Source organism: Cupriavidus sp. UME77 (assembly GCF_014170355.1).
Lineage (GTDB): Bacteria > Pseudomonadota > Gammaproteobacteria > Burkholderiales > Burkholderiaceae > Cupriavidus > Cupriavidus basilensis.
Genome location: NZ_LZZU01000043.1, coordinates 1 through 26,800, shown reverse-complemented (window position 1 = coordinate 26,800; position 26,800 = coordinate 1). Strand labels below are relative to the sequence as shown.

Sequence of the window (26,800 nt, the reverse complement as noted above, 5' to 3'; positions counted from 1 at the left end):
TGCAATGCGAGCCGCCTAATCCAGCTCGACGCCCTTGAGCTCGGGGATGAGGAAGATCGTGGCGATCATGTCCAGCACGTAGATGCTGGCCAACAGGGCAATGGCCACCTGGAAGGAATAGGCTGTGGCAAGGGCCCCGACCACGATGGGCCCGAAGCCGCCCACGCCACGCCCGATGTTGAACAGGACGTTTTGCGCGGTAGCGCGCGCCGCGGTGGGATAGGCTTCCGAGATCAGCGCGCCGTACCCACCGATCATGCCGTTCACGAACAGGCCCATGACCGCGCCGGCCCAGAGCATGGTGACGGGGTCGGACATCTGCGCATACGCGATCACCATCGCCACCGCGCCAGCCTGGAAGATCAGGAAGCTGGGCTTGCGCCCGATGCGGTCGGCCAGTTGGCCAAACACATAGACGCCGACCATCATCCCCACGATGGTGACCGAGGTCCACATGGCGGACTTGGTCAGCGAGAAGCCCAGGGCTTTGGACAAATAGGTCGGCAGCCAGATCATGATGCCGTAGTAGCCAAAGTTCTGGACCGAGCACAGGATCACGATGCCGAGGCTGGTCCGCGTGGTGCGGCCATCGGCCACCAGCAGCTTGAACGCGCTCGGCTTGTTCTTGTCCTGGGCCTTGTCCTGGGCCTTGGCATGGCGCACGAACACTTCCGGCTCATGCAGCCGGTTGCGCACGAACCAGGCCACCAGCGCTGGCACCACGCCCAGCAGGAACATGCCGCGCCAGCCGATATGCGGCAGCAGCAGCGGCGTCAGCAAGGATGCCAGCAGCACGCCGCTCTGCCAGCCCAGCGCCACGTACGACGACACCCGCGCGCGCTTGCTGGCGGGCCAGGCTTCCGCGGCCAGCGCCATGCCGATGCCAAACTCGCCACCCAGGCCGATGCCAGCAATGGTGCGGTAGGCCAGCAAATCCCAGAAGCCCTGCGCGAACGCGCACAGGCCGGTGAAGACCGCAAACAGCACGATGGTCCAGGTGAGCACGCGCACCCGCCCGTAACGGTCGCTCAGCGCGCCGAAGAGGATGCCGCCGGCAACCGCGCCGATCAGCGTCCACGTCACCAGGGCGCCGGACTGTCCGGTGCTCAGGCTCAAGGCCACGCTGATGGCGGGCAGCATGAAACCGAGGATGAGCAGGTCGAACCCATCCATCGCGTAACCGAGGGCCGAGCCCGCCAGCGCCTTCCAGGCGTAGGGCGAGGCCCGGTCGGGTCGTAGGGGCGGGGCGTCGGACGTGGGGACCGATGCGCGAGCGTTGGCTTCCATGGGGCGTTCCTCTGAGCCTTTGTTGAGCATGTGCGCCGGCCGGCGGGCTGTGTCGTCGACGGGTAGCGCCTTTTGGTTCACTTCCTGTGCGGATCACCGCCGCTGCCGGCCGGCCCCGGTTGCGGGACCTCGCAGGCAAGCCGAAATCCGTCTCAATTTGTAGACCATGTGGCGAAAAAAATAGCCGGATGGATCTGGCTGCAGGCACTACTCTGCAAATAGCCTTTTAGCCTTTGCCATACGGCAACTGTCTTTTTTTTTAGATTACGCGTGAGAAATCGTGTTTGCAAGGGATTTTTATGCGCCAGTGGTATCCCGGTGCCGCAGCCGCAGGCACCTCGTACCCGTTCTCAGTAGCTATGGCGGCACAATTGTCTAATTATTGAGAAAATGGTGGGCATTCATGCCGCGGCCCGGGCATTTGATAAACTCCGCCTCCATGAAAAAACCAGCAACTGCACGCGGCGACACCCCGGTAAAGCAGGGCCTGTCCCAAGGTGGCACCACCAAGCCGGAAGGGCAGTGGCACCATGGCGACCTGCGCGCTTCGCTGATCGCCTGGGGCACCCATCTGCTCGATACCGAGGGGATCGCGGGCATGAGCATGCGCACGGCAGCCAAGCTGGCTGGCGTCTCGCCGGGCGCGCCGGCCTATCACTTCAAGGACAGGAACGGGCTGCTGGCCGCCATTGCGGCCCAGGGGTTTCGCGACCTGGTGGCGTATCGCCGCCAGAGCGTGGAGCGCATCGACCCTGCCGATGCGCAGGGCCGGCTGCGGGCGATCATGCTCGCCTACGTGGCGTTCGCCCAGGCGCATCCCGCGCGGTTTCACCTGATGTTCGGGCCGGAGATCGCGGACCGGGAGCAGTATCCGGAGCTGACGGAGGCGGGCGCTGCCTCGTTCCAGGTGCTGCGCGGCGCCATCGGGCCAGTGCTGCAAGCGCCAGGCGTCGGCGAGCTCACCGAAGAACAGCTGGCGTTCTCCGTGTGGGCTGCCACCCATGGCCTGGCCACGCTGACCATCGACCGCCGCCGCCTGCCTGTGGCATCCACGCACAAGCCCACGGCCGAGCAGATGGCCGATGTTGTCGTGCAGTTCTGCCTGGCGGCGTTGCGGGGATCGGCAACGCCGCGCTAGGCCGGGGGCCTGGCCCGGTCAGCCCACCAGCACCTTGCGCCGCGTGCATCGCGGCACGCGTGCGCCTCAGTCGGCGGGACGCCAGTTGCCGTGGAAGCCGGCGGGCACGCGATGCGACAGGTGCACCAGCGCCACCGGCCCCGCCGCCAGCGCCTGCGCGTTGAAGATGGCCATATCGCTGCGGTTTTCCGCGGCGCGCCAGATCACGGACAGCAGCCAGCCGTCGCCCTCGTCGGCATCCGCATGGCGCGGGACAAACACGGGTTCGCCGCATTTGTCGCCGGCCGGCGGCTGGTACTGCGCGACCTGCCCGGAGGCCAGGTCGATATGCGCCAGGCCGCTGCGCAGGCTGTCGCCCTTTGCGGAGGCGGAGATGTCGCCGCTGCAGTAGTAGCCGTGCCGGTAGGGCAGCATGGCAAAGCGCTCGTCCAGGCGCGGAAACTCGCCCGGCGTATCGCATAGCGGCTGCTCGCGATACGTGCCGGATTTCCCCGCCAGGTCGAAAGTCCAGCGCACCAGGCTGGCCACGGGTGCGCCGTTGGAGAGCGGGCGTCCGTCCGGGCCGGGGAACAGCGGTGGCACGTCGTACTTCATCATGTCGCAGACGATGCCGCCGTGCGGCGTGTCGAAGGCGTTCATCGGATGGAAAACGTAGCACGGATCGCCGGTGAACCAGCGCACGTCCGCCGCGGTGCCGTCGCGCGGCAGGATGCCGATGTGCGTGCCTTTGTCCGGCTCCCACGCATAGGCCGGCTGGCCGTTGGTGGCGCGCTCCATCGACCCCGTCAGCGGGAAGATGGGAAACAGGATGTGGGTGCGCGTCACCACGAAGTCATGCACCATGCTCGGGAACGGCGCCACGATATGCACGGAGCGCAGCAGCTTGCCCTGGCTGTCTGCCACATGCAGCATCAGGTCCGGCGTGAACGGGCCGCGGGCCCCGTAGCCGAAGAAGACCATCTCGCCGTTGACCGGATCGATCTTGGGGTGCGCGGTCATGGGCCCGGAGAATTTCCCATCGAAGGTCTGGTAGCCGCGCGGCGCCAGCGATACCGGGTCCACTTCGAACGGCATATGCGCTTCTTCCAGCGCCAGCAGGCGAGCGCCATGCCAGACCACGTTGGTATTGGCCACGGTGGAGTTCAGCTCAATCAGCCTGGGGTCCGTCAGATGCCGGCTTGCCAGCGAGCCCGACAAGCCTTCGCCGTTCTCGTTTTCCATGACCCATTTCGGCGTGCGGATCCAGCGGTTGCGGTAGGACACGCGGCCCTTCTCGAAGTGAAACGCGTGCAGCATGCCATCGCCCGAGAACCAATGATATTTGCCGCGCGGCGCGAACTGCGGATTCGGCCCGTTGCGGTAATAGGTGCCGTGCAACCCGGCGGGCACTTCGCCGGTGACCGGCAGGTTGGGCGCGTCGCACTCGGCGTGCAGCGGCGCGAAGTAGCCGGACAAATAGGGCTCGTCGGTGGGGAAGGCGATGGCCATGGGTGCTGTCTCCGATCGGTTGGTTTTGCGTCGCGCCCGCCAGGCGGCGCGATCGATTCTTTTTTAACTATGCAGTGATCAGTTGTGGACTCTAGCAGGCGAATCATGACGCTGCAAGGAGGTTTTACGCGAGTGGAGGGGGACGGCAGATGGCGACCCGCGGGGGTCGCGGGTTGGGGAGCCAGGGAGCCAGGGAGCCAGGGAGCAAGGGGGCGAGACGGCCACCGCGATCCCGACACTTTCCGACGCGCTGTGGTTTGCGGTCTATTGCGCAAACCAGGCCTATAGAGAGGCGTACGCGAGGTACAACGCTCTATAAGCCCCAACGAGGTCATCGAGGCTGAACGAGCGGTTCAAACCGCTCGGATTTGGAAGGAGCCACACTGCCGACCCACCGAACATAGCGTTCTGGCGTCCCCACAACACGTGCCGCTGACCTGAAATCGCCGCGTATGCGGCCTTCCCCAGGAAGGCGATACAGGTGGGGCGATGTAGTTCGATTTTCCCCAGCAACGCCGAAGTCGATGCATGGAATTCGTGCGGTGAAAGCTGGTCGGCCCGCGCCGTAGGCCGGCCAACGGCAGTTGTCAATCCGCACCGATGGGCGAGCAGGTCCCGGTCATCTTCGGGGCGCATCAGCGCTGGCGTGAAACCCGCCAGATGCAAGACTCGCCAGAAGCGGTTGCCATTTCCCTCAAAGTGGTGGCCGGTTGCCGCCGCTTTCCTGCCGGGATTGATTCCACAAAAGACGACTGCCAAACCTTCCGATATCACGTCCGGTAGCGGTGGCGATGGTGCGCTGTCTGTGGGGTCGGAGAATACACGCGGGTCCTGAACTTCGGTCATCTCGTTCGCCGTTTCAACCGCCGAGCAGCTTACCGTTAAGGAGAATGTGCAGCGTTTTGACAAAGAGAACCACAATCGCGAGCGTCAGCATGGCGAGCAGGATGATGGCAATCGCCTTCACGGGCCAGGCCTGGACGAACATCGCATATTTCAGCGACGCAATCGCCAGCGCCGCCATTGGAAAGCTGATTGCCCACCAACCCGAAGCGAACGGCATTCCCCTGCGAAACACCTTGGGCGCCAGTGTGAGGAAGACGAAAAGGCCGAAGTAGAACAGCAACCCGGAGAAGGTGTCGACCTGCTGCGTAAAGTTGGTGTACGCAAGAAAGCCCACTTCGAACGGCGCCATCAGGATCAGCAGCGAAGGGACCATGCTGGCGGGCAGCGGCTCGTGGTGAATCATTCGCGACATGATCATCGTAAAGAACAAGAGGGCAATCATCGTTCCCACGGCCAGCGCGAACAGGTTGACTTCATGCGCCCACGGCATCGGCATGGTTCCGCCGGCAACGACGATATCCAAGGTGGCCACACCCGGGATGAACCAGGCGGGAACCGCGTGCGCAGCGTCGATCTTTCCCCGCAGCAGACGGCCCGCAATCGCAAAGCAGAGCGCAAGCGTGAAAACGGTACCCACCGTCCACATGACTTCTGAGAGTGTCTGGCTCATTGGCGCAACGACCGAGGAAAGCAGCAGGATGGCGATCGTGATCGTGCCGAAGAAATTGCCGGCGACGGGATGCCGGTACTCGGCGAGCACCGCCTCAGGATGTTTGACTGCCTTGACGAGATAGCCCACGCCCAGCACGACGAACACCACCAGGGCGAGGATGCCGGCTGCATCTGAGATCAGCGGACTTACCCCAAACTCGTGGCTGGCCTGGCGCCATGCAATGGACAGGCCGGCAATGCCCATGACCGACGCAAACAGGTTAACGGGCAAATTTCTGATGGAAGCGGTGATTCGCAAGGACTGCGGATGGGGACTCGAAAGCGTTGACACAGCACATTCTCCAGATTTTGGGGGACCTGAGACGTGGCGGCCCAGAGCTGCCAATCGAGAAGCCTCAAATCGTTCGCCGCCTCGTTTGCCGGGGAGGTGCGGCCGATAATATGCTCTTCCACCGGTCAAGATAATCTGCCATTATTGGGAATCATCCTCCCAGAAACTGAGAACATGGCTGATCGCTTCGAATCCATGTCGATCCTGGTGGCTGTGGTCGAAGCCGGCAGTTTTTCTGCTGCGGCGCGCCAACTCAAGATTCCGCTTGCAACGGTGAGCCGCAAGGTCGGAGACCTCGAGCTACACCTGAAAACCCGACTCCTGCATCGCTCCACCCGACAGCTTTCCCTCACCGAAGCCGGGCAAGCGTATGTCGCCGCATGCCGGCGCATTCTGGAGGAAGTGGGGGAGGCGGAGCGTGCGGCGTCGGGGGAGTATGCGGCGCCCAAAGGCGAGATCGCCATCACTGCACCGCTCGTCTTCGGGCGCCTGCACGTTTTGCCCGTGGTCGCGGAGTTCCTCAAGACCTATCCGGACATCGATGTGCGGATGGTGCTGACAGACCGCGTGGTGCCGCTTCTTGAAGCGCACGTCGATGTCGCCTTGCGGGTTGCCGAACTGCCCGACAGTAGTTTCGTCGCGGCACGGATTGGCACAGTGCGCCGGGTGGTGTGCGCAAGCCCGGCCTACTTCGCCGAGCACGGCATGCCGACAAGCCCCCTTGATCTCACCGCGCATGCATGCATCACGTTCGAACGGATGGCCTCCAGGCAGGTTTGGACCTTCATGTCGGGCAAGTCGGAGATCGCGGTGCCCGTCCGCTCGCGGCTTGCCGTCAGCACCGCCGAAGCCGCGGTCGATGCGGCGGTGGCCGGCGTCGGGATCACGCGCGTGGTGTCCTATCAGATGGCGAGCGCGTTGCGCGCCGGCGCGCTCAAGATCGTGCTCGCACCGTTCGAGCCGCCGCCGTGGCCCATCAGCCTCGTTCACACCGGACAGGGCATCCTGCCGCTGAAATTGCGCGCTTTTCTCGATTTCGCCGCGCCGCGCCTGAAGGCTCGGGTGGTGGAGGCCGAGGTCTGACGTTTGCAGGCCGAGGATGCTAGCGCGTAGCAAGTGGGTCGGGAAGAGACGACTGGGTTGCAGCGGGCAGAGGTCCCGTCCCGGCTCAAAAGCAGGCACTCGCGCTCAAAGACAAATGATTGCGTTCCAGCTAGCCGTAAGGCGTGTGTCTCGATGTGCGAGGCGGGCGAACGTCTTGGGTGGGCCGCGGGAATCGAGGTAGCCATTTGCATCTCCCCAGCCCCCCCCCAATAGTTGGGTTATCGATTTTCCCGGACTTATTGCATAAAGAGCTAGAATTGCGATGCTTTAGATTTCGAGTCAGAAAATCTATCGCACTAAAAATTAACAATAAGATTGAAGGGAAATAATGAAAACGATGAGTAAGTTTTTTGCCAGCCTCCTGCTGGCAGGGTCTCTTGCCGCCTGCGGCGGCGGCGGCGGTGACGACGGTGCTGGCAGCTCGCTGAGCATCAATGCTACGGGCAGCGCTCCGCAAGCGACGAGCGTCGGTGCAGGCCAGACCGCATCCATCAACATCAAGTCGGGCGACTTCGTCACGCTGCAGGCGACCGAGCCGGTCAAGTGGCAAGCCGTGATTACCAGCACCAAGACGACGGTTACCAACCAGACGCTGACGGACACGGTATGGTCAGGCAACCTGATCAGCCCAGACGGTGACAGCATCGTTCTGACGGCCGCACTCGCCAGCAATCCCAACAAGGTATTTACGCTGAAGCTGGCGATTGCCGCATCGACGCGTTATTCGGCAATTGCGCCAACGGTCGGCGAGGTAACGACGTTCAAGGAAACCTCGGTAACGATCGGTGGCACCAGCAACGTCAGAAACATTGCATACACGACTTCGGCCGTCAACAACGGCGTGTTCACCATCAATGCCGTGAATCTGGCCGACAACTCGGCTTTCCGCAACTACACGCAAGATGGCGACCGCAATCGTCTGACCCAGACCTACCCGGCGACCAACAACGTCTGCACGTATACGCCCAAGCGTGGCCTGTACAATTTCCCGCTGTATGTGGGCAAGACGTGGAACAGCACGTGGCAATACGCTTGCCTGGTGGGCGGCGTACCCGGTTATCATGAAGACGCCAGCGTGGTGGGCAATGTGGAAGGTATCGAGTCGGTGACGACGGCCGCCGGTACGTTCAATGCACTGCGTATCAGCTATGTGATCTCGTACGCCAACTCGAACGATCCGGCTGGCTTCACGACCTATAACGAAACCATCAAGACATGGTGGTCGACGGAGCTGGGTCGTATTGTGAAGTGGCAAGATACCTATGGTTATCCGACCAGCTTCTCGGATCCGACTTACCTGAGGACTTACACGCAGGAACTGACCAGCGTGAAGTAACAGAGTGAGATGTAAGGAAAATGGCCAGCACGAGCTGGCCATTCAGATTGTTGACAAAGGTCACCCTGGTACAGGGTGGCCTTTGTTCATAATGGCGTGATGCTAAAGACGCCAATGCCTACCAGCACGAGCAACGCTGCGGAGTGTCTGCTTCGGAGCAACCTGACCGGCTGCAATGGGTCGAAGGACTAAACCGCTCGCGCGGTAAGGGCTACGGCCATACGGCGGCGGTCAGGGAGAGGCCGGTCACAAGGTTCTATGTTGGCGAATGAGGCAATCCGCCTCGTTCTTCAACAGGAGCGGACCCTGACATTGACAATCCGCATAGCGTCCACCATTATCCGGGGATGCCCCACATACGCCAGATGAACATGATGTGCTTCTCCATGACCGCCTTCGGCGGGCCATGAAGTCGTACGCGTCCAGGATTCAGCGTATAACTCGAAGCCCCGCCAACAATGACGGGGCTTTTTCGTTCTCCGTCACTGATGGCTTTGAACGGAGAATGGAAATGCTGGAGATTCGACGAGCCAGGCGAAGCGATGCCCAGGCGGCATTCGATATTCGCCGTCTGGCGATACAAGATCAATGCGGCGCCGCCTATACCCCGGAGCAGGTCCACGCGTGGACGGCCGTACCGCTCATGGAGTGGTATAGAGACCTGGTGGAAAATCATTTTCATCTGGTCTGCATCCAGGGGAATCCCGTCGCCACAGGCATGCTCGACCTCGAAAAGAGAGAGTTGGGGGCAATCTTTGTCCACCCCGACTTCATGCAGCGCGGCGTGGGCATGAAAATGGTGACCCACCTCGAATGCCTGGCGCGCCAGGCCGAGTTAACCGAGATCAATATCGAGGCCACGTTGAACGCCGCCGCCTTTTACCGGCGTTGTGGTTTCGTCGGTGATGAGCCGTCTATCTATCAATCCCCCTCGGGACTTCGGCTGGCCTGCATGCCCATGGTGAAGAAGCTTGCGTTGGCTACTTCCGAATGACTCGCTTGGGTTGGGGATTCAACTGGTGGATTGGACGGTTGAACCCGCGACGCGTGCGGAAGCTCGGAGCAGAGTCGGGGCGATCGAGCGCCAGCCGGCGACGAACTTCCGGGTTTAGTTGCAGATGCAACCGCTCGCTCTCGCCCTCGGACGAACATTCGGAGGTCGGCTTTACCCTACGGGCTCTCAGGTAGCAACCGAAAGACACCTTCTGGGATATCGACGCAGGTCTTCAGGCCGTCAAGCCGAAAACAAGGAGCGAACGTCGTCAGCGATGCGATCGAGGCTACCTGCTTCAAGGTTCAGGACGGCTGCGGCAGTGTAATCGCCATCGTCTACGCTCATTTTCACGACCAGAGTTACCTTGCCCAAGGATGTCATCGTCGCGATCAAAGACAACTCGCCGTCAATCGCCTCCCAGCTTTTCTGGCCATGCCATCCGGTCCAGCATCTAGCCATATCATCGAATAGAGTGGTAGGGGGGGCCGTTATGATACGTAGACGCAACGACTTCGCCTATGAAGGGCGTCCCCGCTATTCTTGCTAGAAACCGAATTTCGTCCTGGTCCCGGCTTTGGACGGTGAAGGCTAGTGTTGCACAGGTTTCGCAAGACTTGATTTCGACCATATCGTTTAAGTGCAGAATCAGCTCGAAGGTCCGCCAGCCTAGCATGTTGAACGACTGCTCTCGGCAAATCCGAAGGTCCCTTACGGGACGAGCCAATGACGACCGGGCTCACGCAGGACGCCTGCCAGAAGCGGTCGTTCGACATCGCCGTCGAGATCGACGAAAATCGCTGGTTTCGCATCGACAAAGGTGAAGTCAAACGTGAGCGGAACATCAGACAGGATACGAGAGAAGGTTCAGGCGGCTGAATATGACGACGCCTATTCTATCGGCCGTAGGGCATTGGAGAATTCTCCCTCCGACCACGAAGTGGCTCTCGCGTTGCGCATTTTGACCGCAGAACTAAGACGGACTTGCATGGACCTGGCGGTACGGAAGATGGACTATGGTCGTGAATATGACGCGCTTGAATATCTGCTGAGAGAGGCGAGCAAGCTGACCGGTCAAGACATGTACGGGCGCACAATACTCTCGCTACCGAGTCAGTAGCTGCCTCTTGTGCCGAAAAAGCAGAAAGCGTCTTCCACAGAACGGCCGATGCGGGAATAGGCAACGGTTCCGCTACCGGGTTCCTTACCGCGAAGCCCGCACGGTTCGCAGCAATTGACTACCCGTAACGGCGAGCGTCAGAGGCAAGCTGTGCGCGCCGGGCGGCTAGGACAGGCGCGCGATCTCCTCCAGCAGTGCCGCCTCCATCGCCTCGATCGGCGCGCGTGCGCAGCCGGTGTAGTACTCGACCTGGGCGCAGGCCTGGTGCAGCATCATGCGCGTGCCGTCGATGGTGTGGCAGCCAAGCGCGGCGGCATCGCGGATCAGCTTGCTCCTGACCGGGATAAAGGCGGCGTCCATGACGGTCAGGTGGGCGGCGAGCTGCCCGGCCACGGGGTTGACATCGGGTGCGCGAAAGCCGGCGGCCGTCGCGTTGGCGAGCATGTCGAAGTCTGCCGCCCGGAAGTCAAGCAACGCGCCGCCAAAGCGCAGGCCAATCGACGCGGCCAGTTCCTCGCCGCGCGCCGCGGTGCGGTTGAATATGGTCACCTCGGCGCCGGCCTCTCGCAGTCCATAGGCCATGGCACGCGCCGCGCCGCCCGCGCCCAGCAGCGCGATGCGCTTGCCCGGCAGCGCGGTCACCTCCTGAAAGGCACGCACGGCGCCGATGCAATCGGTGTTGTAGCCGGTCAGCACGCCATCGATATTGTTGATGGTATTGACCGCGCCGATGGCGCGCGCGGTCTCGTCGAGGTGGTCCAGGTGAGGGATCACGGCTTGCTTGTGCGGCATCGACACATTCATGCCGCGCACGCCCAGCGCCCGGATCGATTGCACGGCGCCGGGCACGTCCTGCACGCCGAAGCAGACGAAGGTGTAGTCGATCTCCAGGGCCCGGTAGGCTGCGTTGTGGATGCGCACATTGAAGGTGAAGGGCTCGCCCATGATCGAGCCGCACAGCGTGGGAATGGAACGGGGCATTGCGGATGGTCCTTGCGGGGAAATCGGGTGGCGGTCCGGCAGGCCTAAGCGGCCATGATTGTCAGGTCGAAGCGCGCGGCGGGTGGCCGGCCGGCCAGCGCGTCCAGCAGGTTGCGCGTGGCCAGTTCCGCCATGGCGCGGCGGGTTTCATGCGTGGCTGAGCCGATGTGGGGCAGGGCTGTCACCCTCGGATGGCAGCGCAGCGGCGAATCCTGCGGCAGCGGTTCGGTGGCAAAGACATCGAGCCCGGCGGCGCGCAGGTGGCCGCTGTCGAGCGCCGCGAGCAGCGCGTCTTCCTGCACGATCTGGCCGCGGGCGCCGTTGACAAAGATGGCCCCCGGTTTCATCAGCGCGAACTCGCGCTGCCCCATCAAGCCGCGCGTGGTGTCGGTCAGCGGCAGCGTGACGGCGACGATATCGGCGCGCCGCAAGGCGTCGTCGAGTTCCGTACGGGTGGCGCTCCCCACGAGATCGGGCGGTTCGGCCGCAGTCTCGTTGACGTAGAGCACCTCCATGCCGAAGCCAAGCGCCGCGCGGCGCGCCACCGCCTGGCCGATACGCCCGAAACCGAGGATCGCCAGCGTCTTGCCGTGCACGTCCCAGCCGAACAGGCTTTCACCGATATTGGCGGCCCAGCGGCCCTCGCGCACATGGGCGGCGAGCTCGACCAGGCGGCGGCTGGCTGCCATGATGAGCGCGAAGACCGTGTCGGCGGTGGTCTCGGTGAGTACGCCGGGCGTATGGCAGAGCGCAATGCCGCGCTGGCGCAGGCAGGCGAGGTCGTAGTTGTCGACCCCCACCGAAATGCTCGAGATCACTTCCAGTTGGCGGGCTTCCGCCAGTTCGGCCGCGCCTAGCTTGACGCTGGAGCCGATCAGGCCGTGCGCGTTTGCCAGCGCGGCGCGAAAGGCCGGCCGTTGCGCCGGCTGGCGCGGGTCGGCGACGATCACGTCATGCTCCGATTCGATCCGGGCGAGCAGGTCGGGCGGAATGGGACGGAACACCAGTACATTCTTGCGCATCGCAAATCCTTGCTGTGACTTCACAGGTTGCTGGCCGCCAGCAGGGCATGGGTCGGCAGGCCTTCGGTATCGCCGCGCACCTGCACCGCCCGCGCGCCGATCCATGCGCCGCGCCGGACGGCGTCGGCCACCGGCCGGCCTTCCAGCAGCGCGCTGATGACGCCCACGGCAAAGCCGTCCCCTGCGCCGACGGTGTCGACGACCCGCTCGACGCTGAACGCCGGGACATGGCCGGTGCCGGCTTCGCCATCGAAGTAGGCGCCTTCAGCGCCCAGCTTCACCACCACCAGCCTGGCGCCGCGCCCACGGTAAAAGGCGGCGATGCGTTCGGGTTCGGCATGGCCGGTCAGGAAGCGGCCTTCCTCGATGCCGGGCAGCACCCAGTCGCACTGTTGGGCCAGGTCGTTCAGTGTCTCGCGCATCAACTCGGGCGTGGCCCACAACGCGGGGCGCAGATTGGGATCGAACGAGATCGTGCGGCCGGCAGCGCGCATGGTGGCGATGGCCTGGCGCGTGGCGGCCTGCGTGCCTTCGGCCAGCGCGGGGAACACGCCGGTGACGTGCAGGTGCCGTGAGCGCCGCAGCCACTCGTCGTTGAGATGGCCCGGGTTCATGCGGCTTGCGGCCGAGCCACGGCGGTGATATTCCACGGGTGGATCGCTGCCGTCGTCGACCCGTCCCTTGAACTGGAAGCCAGTGCGCTCGCCGCGCTCGCACACCACCTGGCTGCAATCCACGCCTTCGCGCCGCATCTCACCGAGCAGGTAGCGCGCCATCGAATCATCGCCCAGGCGGCTGGCCCAGCCGACCTTCAAGCCCAGGCGCGACAGGCCGATGGCCACATTGGTCTCGGCGCCGGCGGTGCGCTTGTGGAAGGTCTGCACGCCTTCAAGCGGCCCGGCTTCACCGGCCACCAGCATCAGCATGGCCTCGCCCAGCGTCACCACATCCAGATCGGGGCTCATGCGGGGATCTCCACCGAACGCAGCAGTTCGACATGGTTGCGCGTGACCTGCACCAGGTCTTCGCCTTGCAGCGGAAACTCGATGGCGCGCGCAACGCCGGCGGGCAGGCGGCGCAATACGCTGCGCCATGGCGCAGCCGATTGGTCCAGCGGCACCGCAACCCACTTGGTGGGCGTGCGCAGCACGCCTTTGCAGTGCACATAGCCCACCTGGGAGGCGAAGGCCTGCGCGGCGTCGAGGGGATCTTCGCCCGTCCAGTGCCAGTTGCCCATATCGAAGGTCATCGGCACTGTCTTGCCGAGGGCCGTGGCACGCGCGAAGAAGTCGCGCAGCGGGGGTACGGTGCCGGCGCTGGGGGTCTGGTCGTTTTCCACGACTAGCTCGATGCCGCCGTGCCGCAGCCACGGGAGCAATCCTTCAAGCGCAGTGCCTTCGCGATAGCCACCCAGCGACATCTTGACCCGGCCGGCACCAAGCGCCAACGCGGTCGTGAAGGCGCGGTCGAGCGCGGCGAGGTCGAGGCTGCCGCTTTCGCTCCAGAGGCCTTCGGGGCCAGACCAGACCACGCTTAGCCCGTGCTGCTCGGCGACCTCGCGCTGTTCCCTGACTTCATCCTTGTGTCCGCGCTGGAGTTCGCCGCGGTATTCCACGCCGTCCGCACCTGCCGCCGCGGCAATCCGCGCCAGGGCCGCTTGCCCGTCGCGTTGGGCGAGGTCGGCGCCATAGGCCGTGAGCGAGATCAGCACCGGCGGCTGGAACGCACCATCTTGTTGCCGCCGGGTCATTTCAGGGCTCCCGCGCTGAGGAATTGCTGCAGTTCCGGGGTCCGTGGCTGCGCGAACAGTGCCTTTGACGGGCCCGCCTCATGCACCTCGCCCTGGTGCATGAAGATGGTGGTATGCGCCATGCGGCGCGCGAACTCCATCTCATGCGTCACCAGCACCATGGTCATGCCGGAAGCGGCCAGGTTCTCCATGACGCGCAGCACCTCCGCCGTCAACTCCGGATCGAGCGCGGAGGTGACTTCGTCGAACAGCATCACCTTGGGTTCCATCGCCAGCGAACGTGCAATGGCCACGCGCTGCTGCTGGCCGCCCGAGAGCTGCTCGGGGTAGCAGTCCTTCTTGTCCAGCAAGCCGACCTGGGCCAGCACCTGGTCGACGATGCCATCGATCTTGTCCGAGGACATCTTCTTGACGATGGAAGGCGCCAGCGCAATGTTCTCGCCCACCGTCAGGTGCGGAAAGAGGTTGTAGCTCTGGAACACCATGCCTACGTCGCGGCGCAGGTCGAGCAGCCGCTTCCTGTCGTGATCCAGCTTGTGCCCGGCGACCGTGATATTGCCGGCATTGATGGTTTCCAGGCCGTTCAGGCAGCGCAGCATGGTGCTCTTGCCGGAGCCGCTGCGGCCGATGATGGCGACCACCTGGCCCGGCTCGATGGCAAACGACACGCCCTTCAGGACTTCGACGGGGCCATAGGATTTGTGCACGCCTTGTGCTTCAACGATGGGCATGGAGCCTCCTTTCCATGCGCCTGGCTGCCGAAGAAAGCGGGAAGCAAAGCGCGAAGTAGATAAGTGCGACGACGACGAAGACCGCGAAGGGCTGGAAGGTCGCGTTGTTGATCAACTGGCCGGCGCGGGTGAGTTCGATGACGCCGATGATGGAAGTGATCGAGGTGTTCTTGACCAGCTGGACCGAGAAGCCCACCGTGGGCGGCAGGGCCAGCCGCACGGCCTGCGGCAGCACGACATGGCGCAGTTGCTGCCAGCGGGTGAGGGCGAGCGCCTCGCTGGCCTCCCACTGCCCTTGCGGCACGGCCTCGATGCAGCCCCGCCAGATCTCGCCAAGATACGCGCTGGCGTAGATCGACATCGCCAGCATGGCCGCCACCATCGGCGACAGCTTGAGCCCGAGCACGGAGAGGCCGTAGTAGCTCAGGAACAGCACGATCAGCACCGGCGTGCCTTGCACGATCTGGATATAGACCGTGCTGGCGAGGCGCAGCAGGGCGCTTCTGGAGGTTCGCGCCAGCGCGACCAGGAAGCCGGCCAGCGTGCCGCCGACGAAGGCCAGCAAGGTCACCCACAGCGTCCAGCGTGCTGCCAGGAGCAGGATTTCAAGATGATTCCAGGAGAACTCGGTGATCATTTCGCGCTCCCTGCAACGGCCGGCGTCAGCGCCGCGTGCGCCAGGGGCGCAACGCGGGCAGTGCGCGCGGCCTTCCTGGCGCGCGCCACCACGCGGCGCCGCCTGAACACCAGATTGCCGATCAGGGCAAACATGGCGCGCAAGAGCAGTGCCAGCCCGATGTAGATGAACATGACGAGGATGTAGCTCTCGAAGGTGCGGAAGGTCTGCGAATCGATCTGGCTGGCGACCGCCGTCAGCTCTTCCACCGAGATCGCCGATACCACGCTCGAAGTCAGCATCATCAGCGTGAACTGGCTGGTCAGCGCCGGATAGACCTTCTCGAAGGCCGGCACCAGGGCGACGTGGCGGATCAACTGCCAGCGCGTCATGCCCAGCGCGGCGGCGGCTTCGAGCTGCGAGCGGTGAACCGCCTGCAAGCCGGCCCGGATGATCTCGGTCGAGTAGGCACCGAGGTTGACCGTCATGGCAATCACCGCGGCGGTGATGGCATCGATCTGCAGGCCGATGGTAGGCAAGCCGAAGAAGATGATGAAGAGCTGGATCAGGAAGGGCGTGTTGCGGATCGCCTCGACATATACCCTGGCGGCGCGCTGGAGCCAGGGGCCGCCAAACGCTGACGCGATGGCGCCGGCGGTACCGACCAGCGTGCCAAGCAGGATCGAGCCAAAGCTGAGCGCCAGCGTCATGGCCGCGCCGTCCGCAAAGCGGTCCAGCTGCGACAGCACCGGGCTCCATTCAAATTGATAGTTCATGCGGGTCTCCTGGCGCGCGGGCTGACGCCCGCGCGCAACGTCGGACGTGCCGGGGTCAGAACGTTTGCAGCGCGGGCAGCGCCTTGCCGGTCCACTTCTGCGCAATGGCGTCGAGTTCGCCATTGAGCTTGACGTAGGAGATGGTGGTGTTGAGCCATTGGCGCAGCTCGAAGGCGTCCTTGCGCACGGCCATCGAGTTCGGTTGCACCGAGAACGCGAACTTGGCATCGAACTTGCCGGCGCCGCGTGCCTTCATGATCTCGTTGCCGGTGGTGCTGGGCAGGGCAATGGCTTCGACCTGGTTGCTGATCAGCGCTTGCGCGCAGGTAGCGTCGTCCTCGAAGCGGACGATGCTCATGCCGGGCACCGCCAGGCGGGTCAGCGCCGTGTCTTGCGTAGTGCCGCGCGTCACGCCAACCTTCTTCTTCCCAAGCTCAGCCAGCTTGGCGTACTTGGCCGCGACCGGCGCGAAGATGGTCAGCTCGAACGCGCTGTAGGGCGAGCTGAACATGATGGCCCGCGCCCGCTCGGGCGTCGGCGCCAGGGTAGCGACGAGGAAATCGACCTTGCCGGCTTCCAGCGCCGGAATGCGGCTGGGAGAGGTGAGCGGCACGATATCGACCGGCACGCCGAGGTACTTGCCCAACAGGTTGGCCACGTCGACATCGTAGCCGGCGGGCTTGCCGGTGGCGTCCGTGGTGCCGAAGGGCGGCGCGCCCGTCACCACGCCGATGGTCACCTTGCCCCTCTTGACGATCTCGGCGACGGTCTGTGCCTGGACGCCGGCCGAGGCGCTGGCCAGGACCAGCAGCGTGAGCACGGGCGCCGCAATCTGGCGCAACAAGCGTTGGATAGTCATCAATGTCTCCTGCACGTTCTGTGGAAAGCGTCGCTGGCGTCGCAGCGATCGGCAAGTGCGGTTCTGAAACCGGTTTCAGGATTATAGGAAACCGGTTTCAGAACTCCAGCAGTGGAAACCCTTACGGATGAAACTGGGGGATGGCGCGGGGGGAGAGGGTGGGCGTTCGTTACGCCGTCGCGTCGCCAGGAACCACTGCCGGGTTCCTGTCAGCCGCGGCGCGTCGACCCGCGCTTGACCAGGGTGCCAGGCAACAGGACCTGGCGCGGCGCAAGCTGCGCGCCTTGCAGGCGTTCGATCAGGCAGTTGGTTGCGGCGCGTCCGATATCGTCGGTGGGCTGGGAAATGGTGCTGAGGCCGGGGCCGATCAGGGCAGCCCATTCCGGATCATCGAAGCCGATCAGGCCGAGGTCGGTGCCCAGTTGCCAACCCAGCCTGGCCGCGGCTGCGGCCACGCGCAGCGAGATCACCGCATTGGCCGCCAGCACGGCTACCGGCGCCCCGCCGGCGTCGCGGCGCAGGGCGCGCAGCGCTTCGTCCAGGGCGGCGTCGTCACCGGTACGGGCTTCGAACACGCTTCCGCCAAGCGAGTCCGCATGCTCAGCGATGAAGTTTTGGAAAGCCCGGGCGCGCTCGTTGCGCGAGCTGATGGCCTTGATCGGCTCGCTGATGAAGAGCAGGCGCCGGTAGCCGGCTTCGAGCAGGTGGCCGGCAGCCTCGTGGACCGCGGAGAGGTTATCCAGGGCTACCAGGTCGACTTCCGCGTCGCCGACCTTGCGGTCGACCAGCACGACCGGCTTGCCCAGTTGCGCGGCATCGGCAAGGGCGCCGCCGTCGTGGCCCAGCGTGTGCAGGATGAAGCCCTCGACCCGGTAGGCTGACAGCGAGCGGATGGCTTCGCGTTCCAGTTGCTCGTCATTGCCCAGGTTGAACAGCATCACCATGTAGCCCGCGTCGCGGCAGGCCTTTTCCACACCACGCAGCACGGCCACCGAGAACGAATTGGAAACGTCAGCCACCACCAGTCCGATCAGGCGCGACTTGCCGCGCTTGAGCGCCTGCGCCATGGGACTCGGGCTATAGCCCAGCGCGCGCACGGCCGCGGCCACGCGTGCCTCCACGTCGGCGGACAACTGCTCGCCGCCCCGGTTCAGGTAGCGCGATACCGTTGCTTTCGAGACGCCCGCATGGTTGGCAACGTCCTGGATGGTGAGTTTCTCTGCGGGCTTCAGGTCGGACTTGGCTTGTGTCACAGCGCGTGGCATGGGAAGTTGGTCTCGGTGAAACCAGTTTCAGGATTATGCATCGTGCGTCCCCGGCTTGCCAGCACCGCGGGTCGGGCGGCGATTATGCGCTTTGTGGAGGCGCAGGGGGGACGGAGGAGGATCTGGCCGCGACTGCGCGATAATGGCCGCCTTGCTATCAAAATGAAGGGCAGAAGGGGTAATGGATCAGCATTTCACCGCGCAGCTCGAAGCCGCCCAGCGCCACTTCGACGCTGGCCAGCTGGACGCGGCAGCGCAATGGCTTCAGGAAATCATCGACGCGGACCCGCATCACGGCGATGCCCTGGAAGGGCTCGCCTACATCGCCGCGCGCAAGCAAAGCCCCGCGGCCGCGGCCGGATACTTCGACCGCGCCCTGGCTGTCCTCCCGGCCCAGCCGGAGCGCTGCCATGCCGCCGGCCTGGTGCACCAGGCTGCGGGCAATCATGTGCGCGCCGTTGCCCTGCTGGAACAGGCCATCGGGCTGGCCCCGCGCCAACTGCCGTCCCTGCACGCGGCGGCGATGTCGCTGTCCGCGCTGGGCGAGCACGGGCGCGCGCTGGAAATGCTCAAGCGCGCCGCCGCCCTCAGCCCGGGCTCCTGGGAGATCCACTACAACATGGGCCGTGCCCTGGGCCTGCTGGACCAGTACGATGCCGAGATGGCGGCGTACCGGCGCGCGATCGAGCTCAAGCCTGATTGCGCCGACGCCTACACCAACCTCGGTGTCGCGCTGGGCGAGTCGCATCGCTTCGATGAAGCGCTGCGCATGTTCAAGAAGGCCATCCAGATCGCCCCGAACAATCCCGGCGCGCGCGCCAACCGGGCCGGCACCAACCTGCTGCTGGGCGAGTTCGAGCACGGGTGGCGAGAGTACGAATGCCGCTGGCACATCGGGATCCAGCGGCCGCACGGCCTTGGGGACAACCTCTGGCTCGGCGACTCGCCGCTTGCCGGCAAGACACTGCTGCTGCATTGCGAGCAAGGCTTTGGCGACACGCTGCAGTTCGTGCGCTACATCCCGTTGCTGGCGGACACTGGCGCGCGGATCGTGCTGCGCGTGCAGGAACCGCTGCGTGCCTTGCTGGCGGATTTCCCAGGGGTCAGCGCGGTGATCGGCCAGCGCGAGGCGGTGCCGGCGTTCGACTATCACTGCCCCTTGCTGAGCCTGCCGTACGCGCTCTGGAAGGTGACCACCGCCATCCCCGCGGCCACGCCGTACCTGTACGCCGATGCCGCGCGCCGCGCCAGGTGGGCAGCCTGGCTCGGCGAGGACACGCGCCGCCCGCGTGTTGGCGTGGTGTGGAGCGGCAGCTCCACGCACCTCAACGACCGCAAGCGGTCGATATCCCTGCGCGACCTGGCCCCGTTGTTCGAGGCCGATGCCATGTTCGTCTCGCTGCAGAAGGAGGTCAGGGCATCCGATCTCGACGCCTTGCGCGCGCTGAGCGCGATGCGCGATCCGTCTGCGCAGCTGGAAACGTTCTGGGACACCGCCGCCTTGATCGCCGAGCTCGACCTGGTGATCTGCGTCGACACGGCGGTGGCGCACCTGGCCGGCGCACTGGGCAAGCCGGTGTGGATCCTGGTGCCGTTCACCCCGGACTGGCGCTGGCAGCTTGCCCGCACGGACAGCCCCTGGTATCCGACCGCACGGCTGTTCCGCCAGCCAGCCAGGGACGACTGGCGCTCGGCCATCATGGCGGTGAGTACGGCGCTCCGGGACTTCACGGGCACGACCTGATTATCTGATTCCTTGTCAAGCGGAGTGAGGCAACATGGGCTATGGAAGGGCATCGCTGGACATGCGCCTTGCGCATCTGCTGGCCGACAAATCAGTCACCGGGGCCTGCCTGGCGCACGTGCGCGAGGACTCGGTCGAGGTGGCCGCCGCCGGCGTGAGGAGCCACGACACCGCCGAGCCGGTGGATGCCAGCACCGTGTTCGGCGCGGCATCGCTCACCAAGCCGATCGTCTCGTACGCCTTGCTGCAGCTTGTCGACGCCGGCGTGCTGGATCTTGACGAGCCGCTGTCGCGCCCGGCCCAGCCGATCGTGCCGGACGATGCGGCCTCGGCGCGCATCACCATGCGCCACGTGCTCACGCATACCTGTGGCCTGCAGAACCTGCGCGACAAGCATCCGCTGCGGCTGCACTTTCCTCCTGGCGCGTGGTTCAGCTACTCCAGCCTGGGGTTCACTTTTCTGCAGTCCGCCGTGGAGGCAAAAACAGGGGAAACCCTGGAGGCGATCCTGCGGCGCCTGGTGTTCGAGCCGCTCGGGATGCGCTCATCGAGCCTGGAGTGGCAGGATCGGTTCCTCACGAATGTGGCCAACCCGCATGAGGCGGCGCAGCGGCTCGACTTGCATCGCCCGCCCGCGGCGAGCGCCTCCTATTCACTGCAGACCACGGCCGGCGACTACGGCGCTTTTGTTGCCGCCGTGCTCCGGGGCGACGGGCTCAGTGCCTCGACCTGGCAACAATGGCTGACGGCTAGCGTCATGGTGCCAAAAGGAGAAATCGTCTACCTCGATGGCGCGCCGGCTGTCACGGAGCCGGACATCGGCTGGGGGCTGGGTTGGGGCGTCGAGCCCAGCCGGGGCACGTTTTTCCAGTGGGGCAAGATGCAAGGCGTGAGGGCATTCGTGATGGGCAGCACCGAGCAGCGCGCGGGCGTCGTGCTGCTCACCAACTGCAACACAGGCTTGCGGCTGATGGAGGATGCCACCCGCGCGGCGCTGCCCGGTGAACACCCTGCGGTTCGCTGGCTAGCGCAAGGGGTCAGCGAGTAGACGCAGGCCGTGGCTCGGCGCAGTGGCGCCGGCGCAGGTTCTCCGTGGTCTCGCCAGTGCCATCGGCGCGCCAGCCGGGCGGCAGCATCACGTAACGGATGGCGGTCCATGCATTGCCGGCCGACGCGATATCCCGCGCGAGGCTGACCCAGTGCTCGAACTGATTGACGAGCGGGTTGCGCGTACGCGTCGGCGTTACCAGGCCGTAACGGCACGGTTCGTCGGCGCGTTCCTCGACGTAGGTGCCGAACAGGCGATCGAACACGATCAGCACGCCGCCGTAGTTGGCATCCAGGTAATCGGCATTCGACGCGTGGTGCACGCGATGTGCCGACGGCGTGTTGAACACGTATTCGAGCCAGCCGAGCTTGGGCATCCACGTGTTGTGCAGCCAGAACTGATACAGCAGGTTGAACATCAGCGTGGCGAGCACGACCTCAGGGCGCACGCCAAGCCAGACGAGCGGCGCGAAGAACATCGCCGAGCCGCTCAGCTTGCTGGTCCAGCCAAGCCGGTAGGCCGACGACAGCGTCAACTGGTTCGGCGAGTGATGGACCGCATGCGTGGCCCAGAAAAAGCGGATACGGTGCGACGCGCGGTGATACCAGTAGTAGCAGAACTCCTGGCCGACAAACAGCAGCAGGGCCATCAGCGCGCTGTTGATCGTGACGGTAAAGAGGCGATGATCCCAGGCGAAGGCAAAGATCGGCGTTGCCAGCGAGAGCGGCAGCAGCGCGAACAGCTTGCCGCCGACCAGGTCGGCCAGCGACAGCCATGTTTCATTCCAGTCGAATGGCGCGGCGCTGTTGCGCAGCTTTCGGGTCAGCACGAACGCCTCGATGAGCGAGACGGCGACGATGAACGACGTGGCTGACGCGACATAGAGCGCGATGTTTCCAGTGGTGTGCATGATGGGCGCGGAACAGGTTGCGGTGGGACGCGTCGTCTGCGGCAGTGACCGCCGTCGCGTCGGGTGAGGCCACTGTAGTGGGCGGCCGCCGCCAGAACCAGACGGAAAATATGTCGCCCGATGTCAGCCGATCCGCCTGCCCGGCCGGTGTAACACCGCGACATGTTTTCCATGGCGAATGTTTCGCGCCCTCGTCCTATAGTTCGTCCCGTTGCCAGGCCGCAGTGCGTGACCTGACCCGAACCCGAACCCGAAGGACATCCCATGAAACTCCATCACGTTGTCACAGCGGCCGCCTCGCTGATCCTCCTCGCCAGCACCCCGGCCTTCGCCGGCTGGTCGGGCCACGGCACGGCCTACACGCCGCACGGCGTCTACAACGGCGCGCATGCCGGTTCCTGCGCAGGCGCAAGCTGTTCGCACGCTGGTGGCGTCGCCGGCCCCTATGGCGGGATCGCGACCAATACCGGCACGGTGACCCGTACCGCGCCGGGGCAGTTCTCCAACTCGGGCACGGCGACCGGGCCCAACGGCCGCTCGGTACAGCACGCTGGCGACACCAGTTGCGCCGGCGGCACCTGCTCGCACACGGGCAACCTCACCGGGTCAAACGGCCAGACTGCCTCCACGGCGGGCAGCGTGACGCGTGATGCGCCGGGCCAGTATTCATCGTCGGGCACGATCACCGGCTCGAACGGCAACACAGTCAGCCACGCGGCATCGACCACTTGCGCCGGCGCGACGTGCGCCCGTTCGGGGACGGTGACCGGCGCGGACGGCGGCACCGTCAACCATTCGGGCACCGCGACGCGCGTGGCGCCGGGTGTCGTGACGACGGGCGGCGGCACGACGGTGGTGCATGGCGGCACGGTGACCACCGTAGGCGCCACCGTGGCGGTTGGCACCGCGCGGGTGGTCGTCACGCCCGCGCCAGTGGCCTATGTGCCGCCGCCTCCGGTGGCCTACGTACAGCCCGCGCCGGTCTACCTGCCGCCCGCGCAGCCCCCGAAGGCAGTCTACGTCGCCCCGCCGGCGCCCAAGGTGGTGGTGGTTGCGCCGCCGCCCCCGCCGCGGGTCGTGTATATGACGCCGCGTGCCGTCTACGTGGCACGGGCGCCGCGTGCGGCGGTCATGGTGCCCGGACATTGGGTCGGCCGCGTCTGGGTGCCTGCGCACTGGGCCTGACAGTCATCAGCCCTACCTGATCGATGCGGATCGATTACCGCCGCCGGCATCGAATGTCGGCTACACCACGGAGAACACCATGAAGCAGATGATTGCGGTTTTGATTTTGTGTATTGTTTCCGCAGGCGCATCCGCGCAGAGCGTCGCGCCACCAGCGGCCGGCAGCGCGCGGGTGGAGCGTGCGATGCAGCAATTGCAGATGCGCTTTGCCAATGCCAACACGACGCGTGACGGCAAGCTGACCCGGGAGCAAGCGGTGGCGGGCATGCCGATGGTCGCCAGCCATTTCGACGAGATCGACACGCAGCAGGCCGGATACGTCACGCTGGCGCAGATCGAGGGGTTCATGAGACAGAAGGCAATGGCCCGCTGATCACCGCGGGTCTCAGGGGATTCGCGGTCCTTGCCGGAGACGCGCCATGGAGCAGGTGAACAGGATTATCGTGCTCGATGATGAGGCCGAGCTGCGCAACATGCTGCAACGGTTCCTGACCGGGCACGGCTTCCAGGTGCGCGCGGTCGCCGATGGCAAGCGGCTTGACCGCTACCTGCAGCGCGAGCCGTACGACTTGCTCGTGCTGGACCTGATGATGGAACCGGAAGATGGCCTGGCCATTTGCCGGCGGCTGCGCGCCGAAGGGCAGACGCTGCCCATCCTGATGCTGACCGCCAAGGGCGATCCGGTCGACAGGGTGGTGGGGCTTGAGACCGGCGCCGACGACTATCTCGCCAAGCCATTCCTCCCGGACGAACTGGTGGCACGGATCCGCGCGCTGCTGCGCCGGCAGAAGATGGCGGCTGGAGATCCGACCGTGACCTCGCAGACCTTGCACTTCGGCGATTTCGCATTCGATGTCGGCAAGCAGATGCTGCAGCGCGGCGGCGAGCCGGTCGAAGTGCACTCCGCGCAGATGCTGCTGCTGCACGCGCTCGGGTCGTCGCCAAACCGCCCGGTGAGCCGCGAGAACCTGCTGGCGCGCGCCCGCGGCCGCGACCATGACGCCCTTGACCGTAGCATCGACGTACAGATCCTGCGGCTGCGCCAGATCGTCGAAGACGATCCATCCAAGCCCCGTTTCATCAAGACCGTGTGGGGCGTTGGCTATATGCTGGTCGCTGGCGTCGGGCCGTGATGCGGCTCGCGCTGCCCCGTTCGCTGCTCGCGCGCAACATCGCCCTGCTGGTGGCGCTCGTGGCGCTGACCCAGGTCAGCTCGCTCACCGTGTTGCTGCATTTCGTGCAGCGCCCGCACATCGAACGTGCGGCGATCATCTTTTCCGACTACGTGAAGACGCTCGACCGCGTCTTTGCCGCCATGCCGCCCGAGCAGGGCCGCGCGGCGGCCGCACGGCTCGGGGCGCGGGCGCAGCCGCCGGAGCAAGGCGTAGAGGCGCCGCATGCCAGTCCGCTCCACGTCTTTCGTACCTACCAGCGCGACGTCTTCATGGAGGCATTGCAGCGCTACCTGCCGCCGGACATGGCGGTGCGATGGCAGACGGGGAAAGGCGAGAGGGAGGGGGAAGGGGAGGAGCTATGGATTCGCGTACACGTGGATGGCGCGCCCCTATGGATCGCCTTGCCGATGACCGAAGATGCGCAGGCGAGCGGCGTCACCACCGCGCTGGCGTTGTCTGCGGCCTTCGCGTTGCTCGCGGCGCTCACGGGCTACCTGATCCAGCTGCACATCAACCGTCCGCTGCAAGATCTGGCGCGCGCGGCACGCCACGTCAGCGCCGGCGAAGCCCCCGTGCCTCTGCCCACCAGCGGGCCGACGGAAATCGCCCAGGTGAGCAGCGCGTTCAACCAGATGACGCAGGCATTGCAGCAGGCGGAGGCGACACGCGCGCTGATGCTGGCCGGCGTGTCGCACGACATCCGCACGCCGCTCACCAAGCTGCGTTTGGCGATGGCCATGGCAATGCCGCGCGGCGCCGCCGATCAGTTCGTGGCATCGGCGGAGGGCTATCTCGATCAGATCGACACGATCCTCCAGCAGTTCATGGACTACGCGGGCAGTGGCGAACGCGAGGTGCCACAGCCTGGCGACCTCAATGCGCTCGTTAGCCAGCTCGCCGCGGATTATGCCGGGCTTGGGCACGAGTTCGGGCTTTCGCTCGGCACCGTGCCGGCGCTTTCGTTCCAGCCGGTGGCCCTGATGCGGCTGCTGATGAACCTGATGCACAACGCGGTCGTCTACGGACGAAGCGGCTTGTTCGTGCGCACCTGGGCCGAAGGCAATACGGTCTACGCCGCCGTGTGCGACCGGGGCAGCGGCATCAGCGCGCAGGAGCTGGAGCAGCTCAAGGCGCCCTTTAGCCGCGGGGGCAACGCGCGCGGCCATTCGGGCGGCACCGGCCTTGGCCTGGCGATCGTGGAGCGCATTGCGCGCCTGCACGGCGGCTCCTTGCAGTTCCGCGCCCGCGAGGGCGGGGGGCTGGAAGCGGTTGTGGCGTTGCCGCTGCACCGGCCACCGGCCTCAGGCGAAGCCGCGCATTCCGTACGCACGGGCCCGGCGCAAGGGTGACATCGCGCGACATATTTCCTGCATGGCGCGTGCAGCCGGTTCCTCCCATACTTGCGTCTGCGGGTTGCGGCTCACACCGATAGCAGATGAGCCGCTCGCAAGCAGGCGTGATCTCCGATGGTTTCTGATCCTGTGGATCGAATGATTGTCGGTGACATCTTCTCGGCAATTTTTCGGCAATCGGCAGCAATTGGCGGCACGATGGAGCCGATGACAGGAACAACATGCGGAATTCATACTCACTCCTAAGGCACAACGCCACGCGTCTGGCGATGACGGCATTGGCGGCAGGATCGCTCTTGATGGCGGGCTGCGCCTGGGGCGTCACCGGCGTGACTCAGGCCAGCGCCATGCCGCCGGCACAAGTGCAGGCGGACATCATCTATGTGCAGGCCTTCGATGCCAGCCCGGATCAGGTGAAACTGGACAGCGGCATGGCTCAGAAGCTCAAGACGATGGCCGCCGGCGGTTCCGCCGCCAGCGAGCAGAGCCAGGCGGCGCGCGAAGCCAGCGAGCAGGTGTCCAATGAGATCGTGCGCCAGCTGCAGTCCCAGGGACTGCACGCGGTACGCGCGGACGGCCCCGCGCCCGCGCACAGCAATGCGCTGATCGTCGAGGGAAGCATCCAGAAGATCGACGAGGGCAAGCGTCGGCGCCGCTTGCTGATCGGCCTTGGCGCAGGCAAGAGCGAGGTCGGCGCGTCGGTCCAGATCCTGTACAAGCCGGCGGACGGTGCGCCCATGCCGCTGCAGAGCTTCGCGGCCGAGGCCAACAGCGGCCACATGCCGGGCGTGGCTGAAACCGCCGGCGTCGGCGCCGCCGCGGGCCATCTCGCGATGTCCGCCACGGCCGGCGCGGGCGTGCATGGCGTGTCCGGGGTCAAGAGCGAGGTCGGCGCGTCGGTCCAGATCCTGTACAAGCCGGCGGACGGTGCGCCCATGCCGCTGCAGAGCTTCGCGGCCGAGGCCAACAGCGGCCACATGCCGGGCGTGGCTGAAACCGCCGGCGTCGGCGCCGCCGCGGGCCATCTCGCGATGTCCGCCACGGCCGGCGCGGGCGTGCATGGCGTGTCCGAG

General features: G+C 65.2%; 27 protein-coding genes. 12 read left to right on the top strand and 15 right to left on the bottom strand.

What is annotated here, in order from left to right; all coding sequences use genetic code 11:
- Window positions 1-15 precede the first annotated feature (15 nt).
- Window positions 16-1,287 (bottom strand): MFS transporter, encoded by a 1,272-nt coding sequence (locus A9975_RS15285; RefSeq protein ID WP_183033532.1) that lies wholly within the window; start codon window positions 1,285-1,287, stop codon window positions 16-18.
- A 439-nt stretch (window positions 1,288-1,726) separates the two neighbouring features.
- Here A9975_RS15285 and A9975_RS15280 point away from each other — a divergent pair, with 439 nt between their 5' ends.
- On the top strand, window positions 1,727-2,425 hold the full coding sequence (locus A9975_RS15280; protein WP_183033531.1) for a TetR/AcrR family transcriptional regulator: 699 nt from the start codon (window positions 1,727-1,729) through the stop codon (window positions 2,423-2,425).
- Window positions 2,426-2,491: 66 nt separating this feature from the next.
- Here the strand turns inward: A9975_RS15280 and A9975_RS15275 are convergent, their stop codons facing one another.
- The 3 genes from A9975_RS15275 to A9975_RS15265 form a co-directional block, all read right to left on the bottom strand.
- On the bottom strand, window positions 2,492-3,913 hold the full coding sequence (locus A9975_RS15275) for a carotenoid oxygenase family protein (protein ID WP_183033530.1): 1,422 nt from the start codon (window positions 3,911-3,913) through the stop codon (window positions 2,492-2,494).
- A gap of 282 nt (window positions 3,914-4,195) precedes the next feature.
- Window positions 4,196-4,759, bottom strand: a complete 564-nt coding sequence (gene mug, locus A9975_RS15270) for a G/U mismatch-specific DNA glycosylase (RefSeq protein ID WP_183033529.1) — start codon at window positions 4,757-4,759, stop codon at window positions 4,196-4,198.
- Window positions 4,760-4,772: 13 nt separating this feature from the next.
- Window positions 4,773-5,762 carry an SLAC1 anion channel family protein gene (locus tag A9975_RS15265; protein ID WP_183033528.1) on the bottom strand — a complete coding sequence of 330 codons (990 nt, stop codon included), beginning with the start codon at window positions 5,760-5,762 and terminating at the stop codon, window positions 4,773-4,775.
- A 174-nt stretch (window positions 5,763-5,936) separates the two neighbouring features.
- Between A9975_RS15265 and A9975_RS15260 the strand changes: the two genes are divergently transcribed.
- The 3 genes from A9975_RS15260 (at window position 5,937) to A9975_RS15250 (ending at window position 9,196) form a co-directional block, all read left to right on the top strand.
- Complete coding sequence (locus A9975_RS15260) at window positions 5,937-6,845, top strand: LysR family transcriptional regulator (RefSeq protein WP_255503246.1); 909 nt, start codon at window positions 5,937-5,939, stop codon at window positions 6,843-6,845.
- A 358-nt stretch (window positions 6,846-7,203) separates the two neighbouring features.
- A complete protein-coding gene (locus A9975_RS15255; protein WP_183033527.1) occupies window positions 7,204-8,202 on the top strand; it encodes a hypothetical protein in 999 nt (332 codons plus the stop codon).
- A 511-nt stretch (window positions 8,203-8,713) separates the two neighbouring features.
- On the top strand, window positions 8,714-9,196 hold the full coding sequence (locus tag A9975_RS15250) for a GNAT family N-acetyltransferase (RefSeq protein WP_183033526.1): 483 nt from the start codon (window positions 8,714-8,716) through the stop codon (window positions 9,194-9,196).
- A gap of 240 nt (window positions 9,197-9,436) precedes the next feature.
- Here A9975_RS15250 and A9975_RS38560 read toward each other — a convergent pair whose 3' ends face one another.
- Window positions 9,437-9,703 carry a DUF6228 family protein gene (locus tag A9975_RS38560; RefSeq protein WP_220810777.1) on the bottom strand — a complete coding sequence of 89 codons (267 nt, stop codon included), beginning with the start codon at window positions 9,701-9,703 and terminating at the stop codon, window positions 9,437-9,439.
- A gap of 216 nt (window positions 9,704-9,919) precedes the next feature.
- Here A9975_RS38560 and A9975_RS15245 point away from each other — a divergent pair, with 216 nt between their 5' ends.
- The gene (locus tag A9975_RS15245; RefSeq protein WP_183033525.1) at window positions 9,920-10,072 is read left to right on the top strand and encodes a hypothetical protein; all 153 of its coding nucleotides are present in this window, start codon (window positions 9,920-9,922) and stop codon (window positions 10,070-10,072) included.
- A gap of 406 nt (window positions 10,073-10,478) precedes the next feature.
- Here A9975_RS15245 and A9975_RS15240 read toward each other — a convergent pair whose 3' ends face one another.
- From A9975_RS15240 to A9975_RS15200, 9 genes are all read right to left on the bottom strand, one after another.
- Window positions 10,479-11,294, bottom strand: coding sequence for a shikimate dehydrogenase (locus tag A9975_RS15240; RefSeq protein WP_183033524.1), 816 nt, complete (start codon window positions 11,292-11,294; stop codon window positions 10,479-10,481).
- A gap of 44 nt (window positions 11,295-11,338) precedes the next feature.
- Complete coding sequence (locus A9975_RS15235) at window positions 11,339-12,316, bottom strand: D-glycerate dehydrogenase (protein WP_183033523.1); 978 nt, start codon at window positions 12,314-12,316, stop codon at window positions 11,339-11,341.
- A gap of 20 nt (window positions 12,317-12,336) precedes the next feature.
- Window positions 12,337-13,281, bottom strand: a complete 945-nt coding sequence (locus A9975_RS15230) for a sugar kinase (protein ID WP_183033522.1) — start codon at window positions 13,279-13,281, stop codon at window positions 12,337-12,339.
- Window positions 13,278-14,066, bottom strand: a complete 789-nt coding sequence (locus A9975_RS15225; protein ID WP_183033521.1) for a sugar phosphate isomerase/epimerase — start codon at window positions 14,064-14,066, stop codon at window positions 13,278-13,280. Before A9975_RS15225 ends, A9975_RS15230 begins: the two co-directional genes overlap by 4 nt.
- Window positions 14,063-14,797: an amino acid ABC transporter ATP-binding protein gene (locus A9975_RS15220; RefSeq protein ID WP_183033520.1), complete on the bottom strand. Its 735-nt coding sequence runs from the start codon at window positions 14,795-14,797 to the stop codon at window positions 14,063-14,065. The genes A9975_RS15225 and A9975_RS15220 overlap by 4 nt, the downstream gene beginning before the upstream one ends.
- Window positions 14,784-15,434, bottom strand: a complete 651-nt coding sequence (locus tag A9975_RS15215) for an amino acid ABC transporter permease (protein ID WP_183033519.1) — start codon at window positions 15,432-15,434, stop codon at window positions 14,784-14,786. The genes A9975_RS15220 and A9975_RS15215 overlap by 14 nt, the downstream gene beginning before the upstream one ends.
- Complete coding sequence (locus A9975_RS15210; RefSeq protein WP_183033518.1) at window positions 15,431-16,189, bottom strand: amino acid ABC transporter permease; 759 nt, start codon at window positions 16,187-16,189, stop codon at window positions 15,431-15,433. The genes A9975_RS15215 and A9975_RS15210 overlap by 4 nt, the downstream gene beginning before the upstream one ends.
- Window positions 16,190-16,244: 55 nt before the next feature.
- Window positions 16,245-17,048: a transporter substrate-binding domain-containing protein gene (locus A9975_RS15205; protein WP_183033517.1), complete on the bottom strand. Its 804-nt coding sequence runs from the start codon at window positions 17,046-17,048 to the stop codon at window positions 16,245-16,247.
- A gap of 209 nt (window positions 17,049-17,257) precedes the next feature.
- Window positions 17,258-18,313 carry a substrate-binding domain-containing protein gene (locus A9975_RS15200; RefSeq protein WP_183033516.1) on the bottom strand — a complete coding sequence of 352 codons (1,056 nt, stop codon included), beginning with the start codon at window positions 18,311-18,313 and terminating at the stop codon, window positions 17,258-17,260.
- A 181-nt stretch (window positions 18,314-18,494) separates the two neighbouring features.
- Between A9975_RS15200 and A9975_RS15195 the strand changes: the two genes are divergently transcribed.
- Complete coding sequence (locus tag A9975_RS15195) at window positions 18,495-20,057, top strand: tetratricopeptide repeat protein (RefSeq protein WP_183033515.1); 1,563 nt, start codon at window positions 18,495-18,497, stop codon at window positions 20,055-20,057.
- A gap of 34 nt (window positions 20,058-20,091) precedes the next feature.
- Window positions 20,092-21,105 (top strand): serine hydrolase, encoded by a 1,014-nt coding sequence (locus A9975_RS15190; protein ID WP_183033514.1) that lies wholly within the window; start codon window positions 20,092-20,094, stop codon window positions 21,103-21,105.
- Here A9975_RS15190 and A9975_RS15185 read toward each other — a convergent pair.
- A complete protein-coding gene (locus A9975_RS15185; protein WP_183033513.1) occupies window positions 21,095-22,015 on the bottom strand; it encodes a sterol desaturase family protein in 921 nt (306 codons plus the stop codon). The two genes, A9975_RS15190 and A9975_RS15185, sit on opposite strands and share 11 nt — an antisense overlap.
- Before the next feature lie 264 nt (window positions 22,016-22,279).
- On the opposite strand from A9975_RS15185, the gene A9975_RS15180 reads away from it, so the two are divergent.
- From A9975_RS15180 to A9975_RS15160, 5 genes are all read left to right on the top strand, one after another.
- Entirely contained in the window at window positions 22,280-23,200 is a 921-nt protein-coding gene (locus A9975_RS15180; protein WP_183033512.1) for a hypothetical protein, read from the top strand.
- 79 nt (window positions 23,201-23,279) lie between these two features.
- Complete coding sequence (locus A9975_RS15175) at window positions 23,280-23,573, top strand: EF-hand domain-containing protein (RefSeq protein ID WP_183033511.1); 294 nt, start codon at window positions 23,280-23,282, stop codon at window positions 23,571-23,573.
- A 46-nt stretch (window positions 23,574-23,619) separates the two neighbouring features.
- The gene (locus A9975_RS15170; protein WP_183033510.1) at window positions 23,620-24,333 is read left to right on the top strand and encodes a response regulator; all 714 of its coding nucleotides are present in this window, start codon (window positions 23,620-23,622) and stop codon (window positions 24,331-24,333) included.
- Window positions 24,333-25,724 (top strand): ATP-binding protein, encoded by a 1,392-nt coding sequence (locus A9975_RS15165; protein WP_183033847.1) that lies wholly within the window; start codon window positions 24,333-24,335, stop codon window positions 25,722-25,724. The genes A9975_RS15170 and A9975_RS15165 overlap by 1 nt, the downstream gene beginning before the upstream one ends.
- Window positions 25,725-25,948: 224 nt before the next feature.
- The coding region (locus A9975_RS15160; RefSeq protein ID WP_183033509.1) for a DUF4410 domain-containing protein at window positions 25,949-26,800 on the top strand (852 nt) is incomplete at its 3' end.

Bases quoted from the DNA above. Each gene is read 5' to 3' on its own strand.
- A9975_RS15235 (WP_183033523.1), bottom strand. From the start codon at position 12,316: ATGCGCAAGAATGTACTGGTGTTCCGTCCCATTCCGCCCGACCTGCTC.
- A9975_RS15180 (WP_183033512.1), top strand. From the start codon at position 22,280: ATGAAACTCCATCACGTTGTCACAGCGGCCGCCTCGCTGATCCTCCTC.
- A9975_RS15230 (WP_183033522.1), bottom strand. From the start codon at position 13,281: ATGAGCCCCGATCTGGATGTGGTGACGCTGGGCGAGGCCATGCTGATG.
- A9975_RS15185 (WP_183033513.1), bottom strand. From the start codon at position 22,015: ATGCACACCACTGGAAACATCGCGCTCTATGTCGCGTCAGCCACGTCG.
- A9975_RS15190 (WP_183033514.1), top strand. From the start codon at position 20,092: ATGGGCTATGGAAGGGCATCGCTGGACATGCGCCTTGCGCATCTGCTG.
- A9975_RS15255 (WP_183033527.1), top strand. From the start codon at position 7,204: ATGAGTAAGTTTTTTGCCAGCCTCCTGCTGGCAGGGTCTCTTGCCGCC.
- A9975_RS15170 (WP_183033510.1), top strand. From the start codon at position 23,620: ATGGAGCAGGTGAACAGGATTATCGTGCTCGATGATGAGGCCGAGCTG.
- A9975_RS15195 (WP_183033515.1), top strand. From the start codon at position 18,495: ATGGATCAGCATTTCACCGCGCAGCTCGAAGCCGCCCAGCGCCACTTC.
- A9975_RS15210 (WP_183033518.1), bottom strand. From the start codon at position 16,189: ATGAACTATCAATTTGAATGGAGCCCGGTGCTGTCGCAGCTGGACCGC.
- A9975_RS15275 (WP_183033530.1), bottom strand. From the start codon at position 3,913: ATGGCCATCGCCTTCCCCACCGACGAGCCCTATTTGTCCGGCTACTTC.
- A9975_RS15205 (WP_183033517.1), bottom strand. From the start codon at position 17,048: ATGACTATCCAACGCTTGTTGCGCCAGATTGCGGCGCCCGTGCTCACG.
- A9975_RS15225 (WP_183033521.1), bottom strand. From the start codon at position 14,066: ATGACCCGGCGGCAACAAGATGGTGCGTTCCAGCCGCCGGTGCTGATC.
- mug (WP_183033529.1), bottom strand. From the start codon at position 4,759: ATGACCGAAGTTCAGGACCCGCGTGTATTCTCCGACCCCACAGACAGC.
- A9975_RS15220 (WP_183033520.1), bottom strand. From the start codon at position 14,797: ATGCCCATCGTTGAAGCACAAGGCGTGCACAAATCCTATGGCCCCGTC.
- A9975_RS15245 (WP_183033525.1), top strand. From the start codon at position 9,920: ATGACGACCGGGCTCACGCAGGACGCCTGCCAGAAGCGGTCGTTCGAC.
- A9975_RS15215 (WP_183033519.1), bottom strand. From the start codon at position 15,434: ATGATCACCGAGTTCTCCTGGAATCATCTTGAAATCCTGCTCCTGGCA.
- A9975_RS15260 (WP_255503246.1), top strand. From the start codon at position 5,937: ATGGCTGATCGCTTCGAATCCATGTCGATCCTGGTGGCTGTGGTCGAA.
- A9975_RS15250 (WP_183033526.1), top strand. From the start codon at position 8,714: ATGCTGGAGATTCGACGAGCCAGGCGAAGCGATGCCCAGGCGGCATTC.
- A9975_RS15280 (WP_183033531.1), top strand. From the start codon at position 1,727: ATGAAAAAACCAGCAACTGCACGCGGCGACACCCCGGTAAAGCAGGGC.
- A9975_RS15285 (WP_183033532.1), bottom strand. From the start codon at position 1,287: ATGGAAGCCAACGCTCGCGCATCGGTCCCCACGTCCGACGCCCCGCCC.
- A9975_RS15175 (WP_183033511.1), top strand. From the start codon at position 23,280: ATGAAGCAGATGATTGCGGTTTTGATTTTGTGTATTGTTTCCGCAGGC.
- A9975_RS15200 (WP_183033516.1), bottom strand. From the start codon at position 18,313: ATGCCACGCGCTGTGACACAAGCCAAGTCCGACCTGAAGCCCGCAGAG.
- A9975_RS15240 (WP_183033524.1), bottom strand. From the start codon at position 11,294: ATGCCCCGTTCCATTCCCACGCTGTGCGGCTCGATCATGGGCGAGCCC.
- A9975_RS15165 (WP_183033847.1), top strand. From the start codon at position 24,333: ATGCGGCTCGCGCTGCCCCGTTCGCTGCTCGCGCGCAACATCGCCCTG.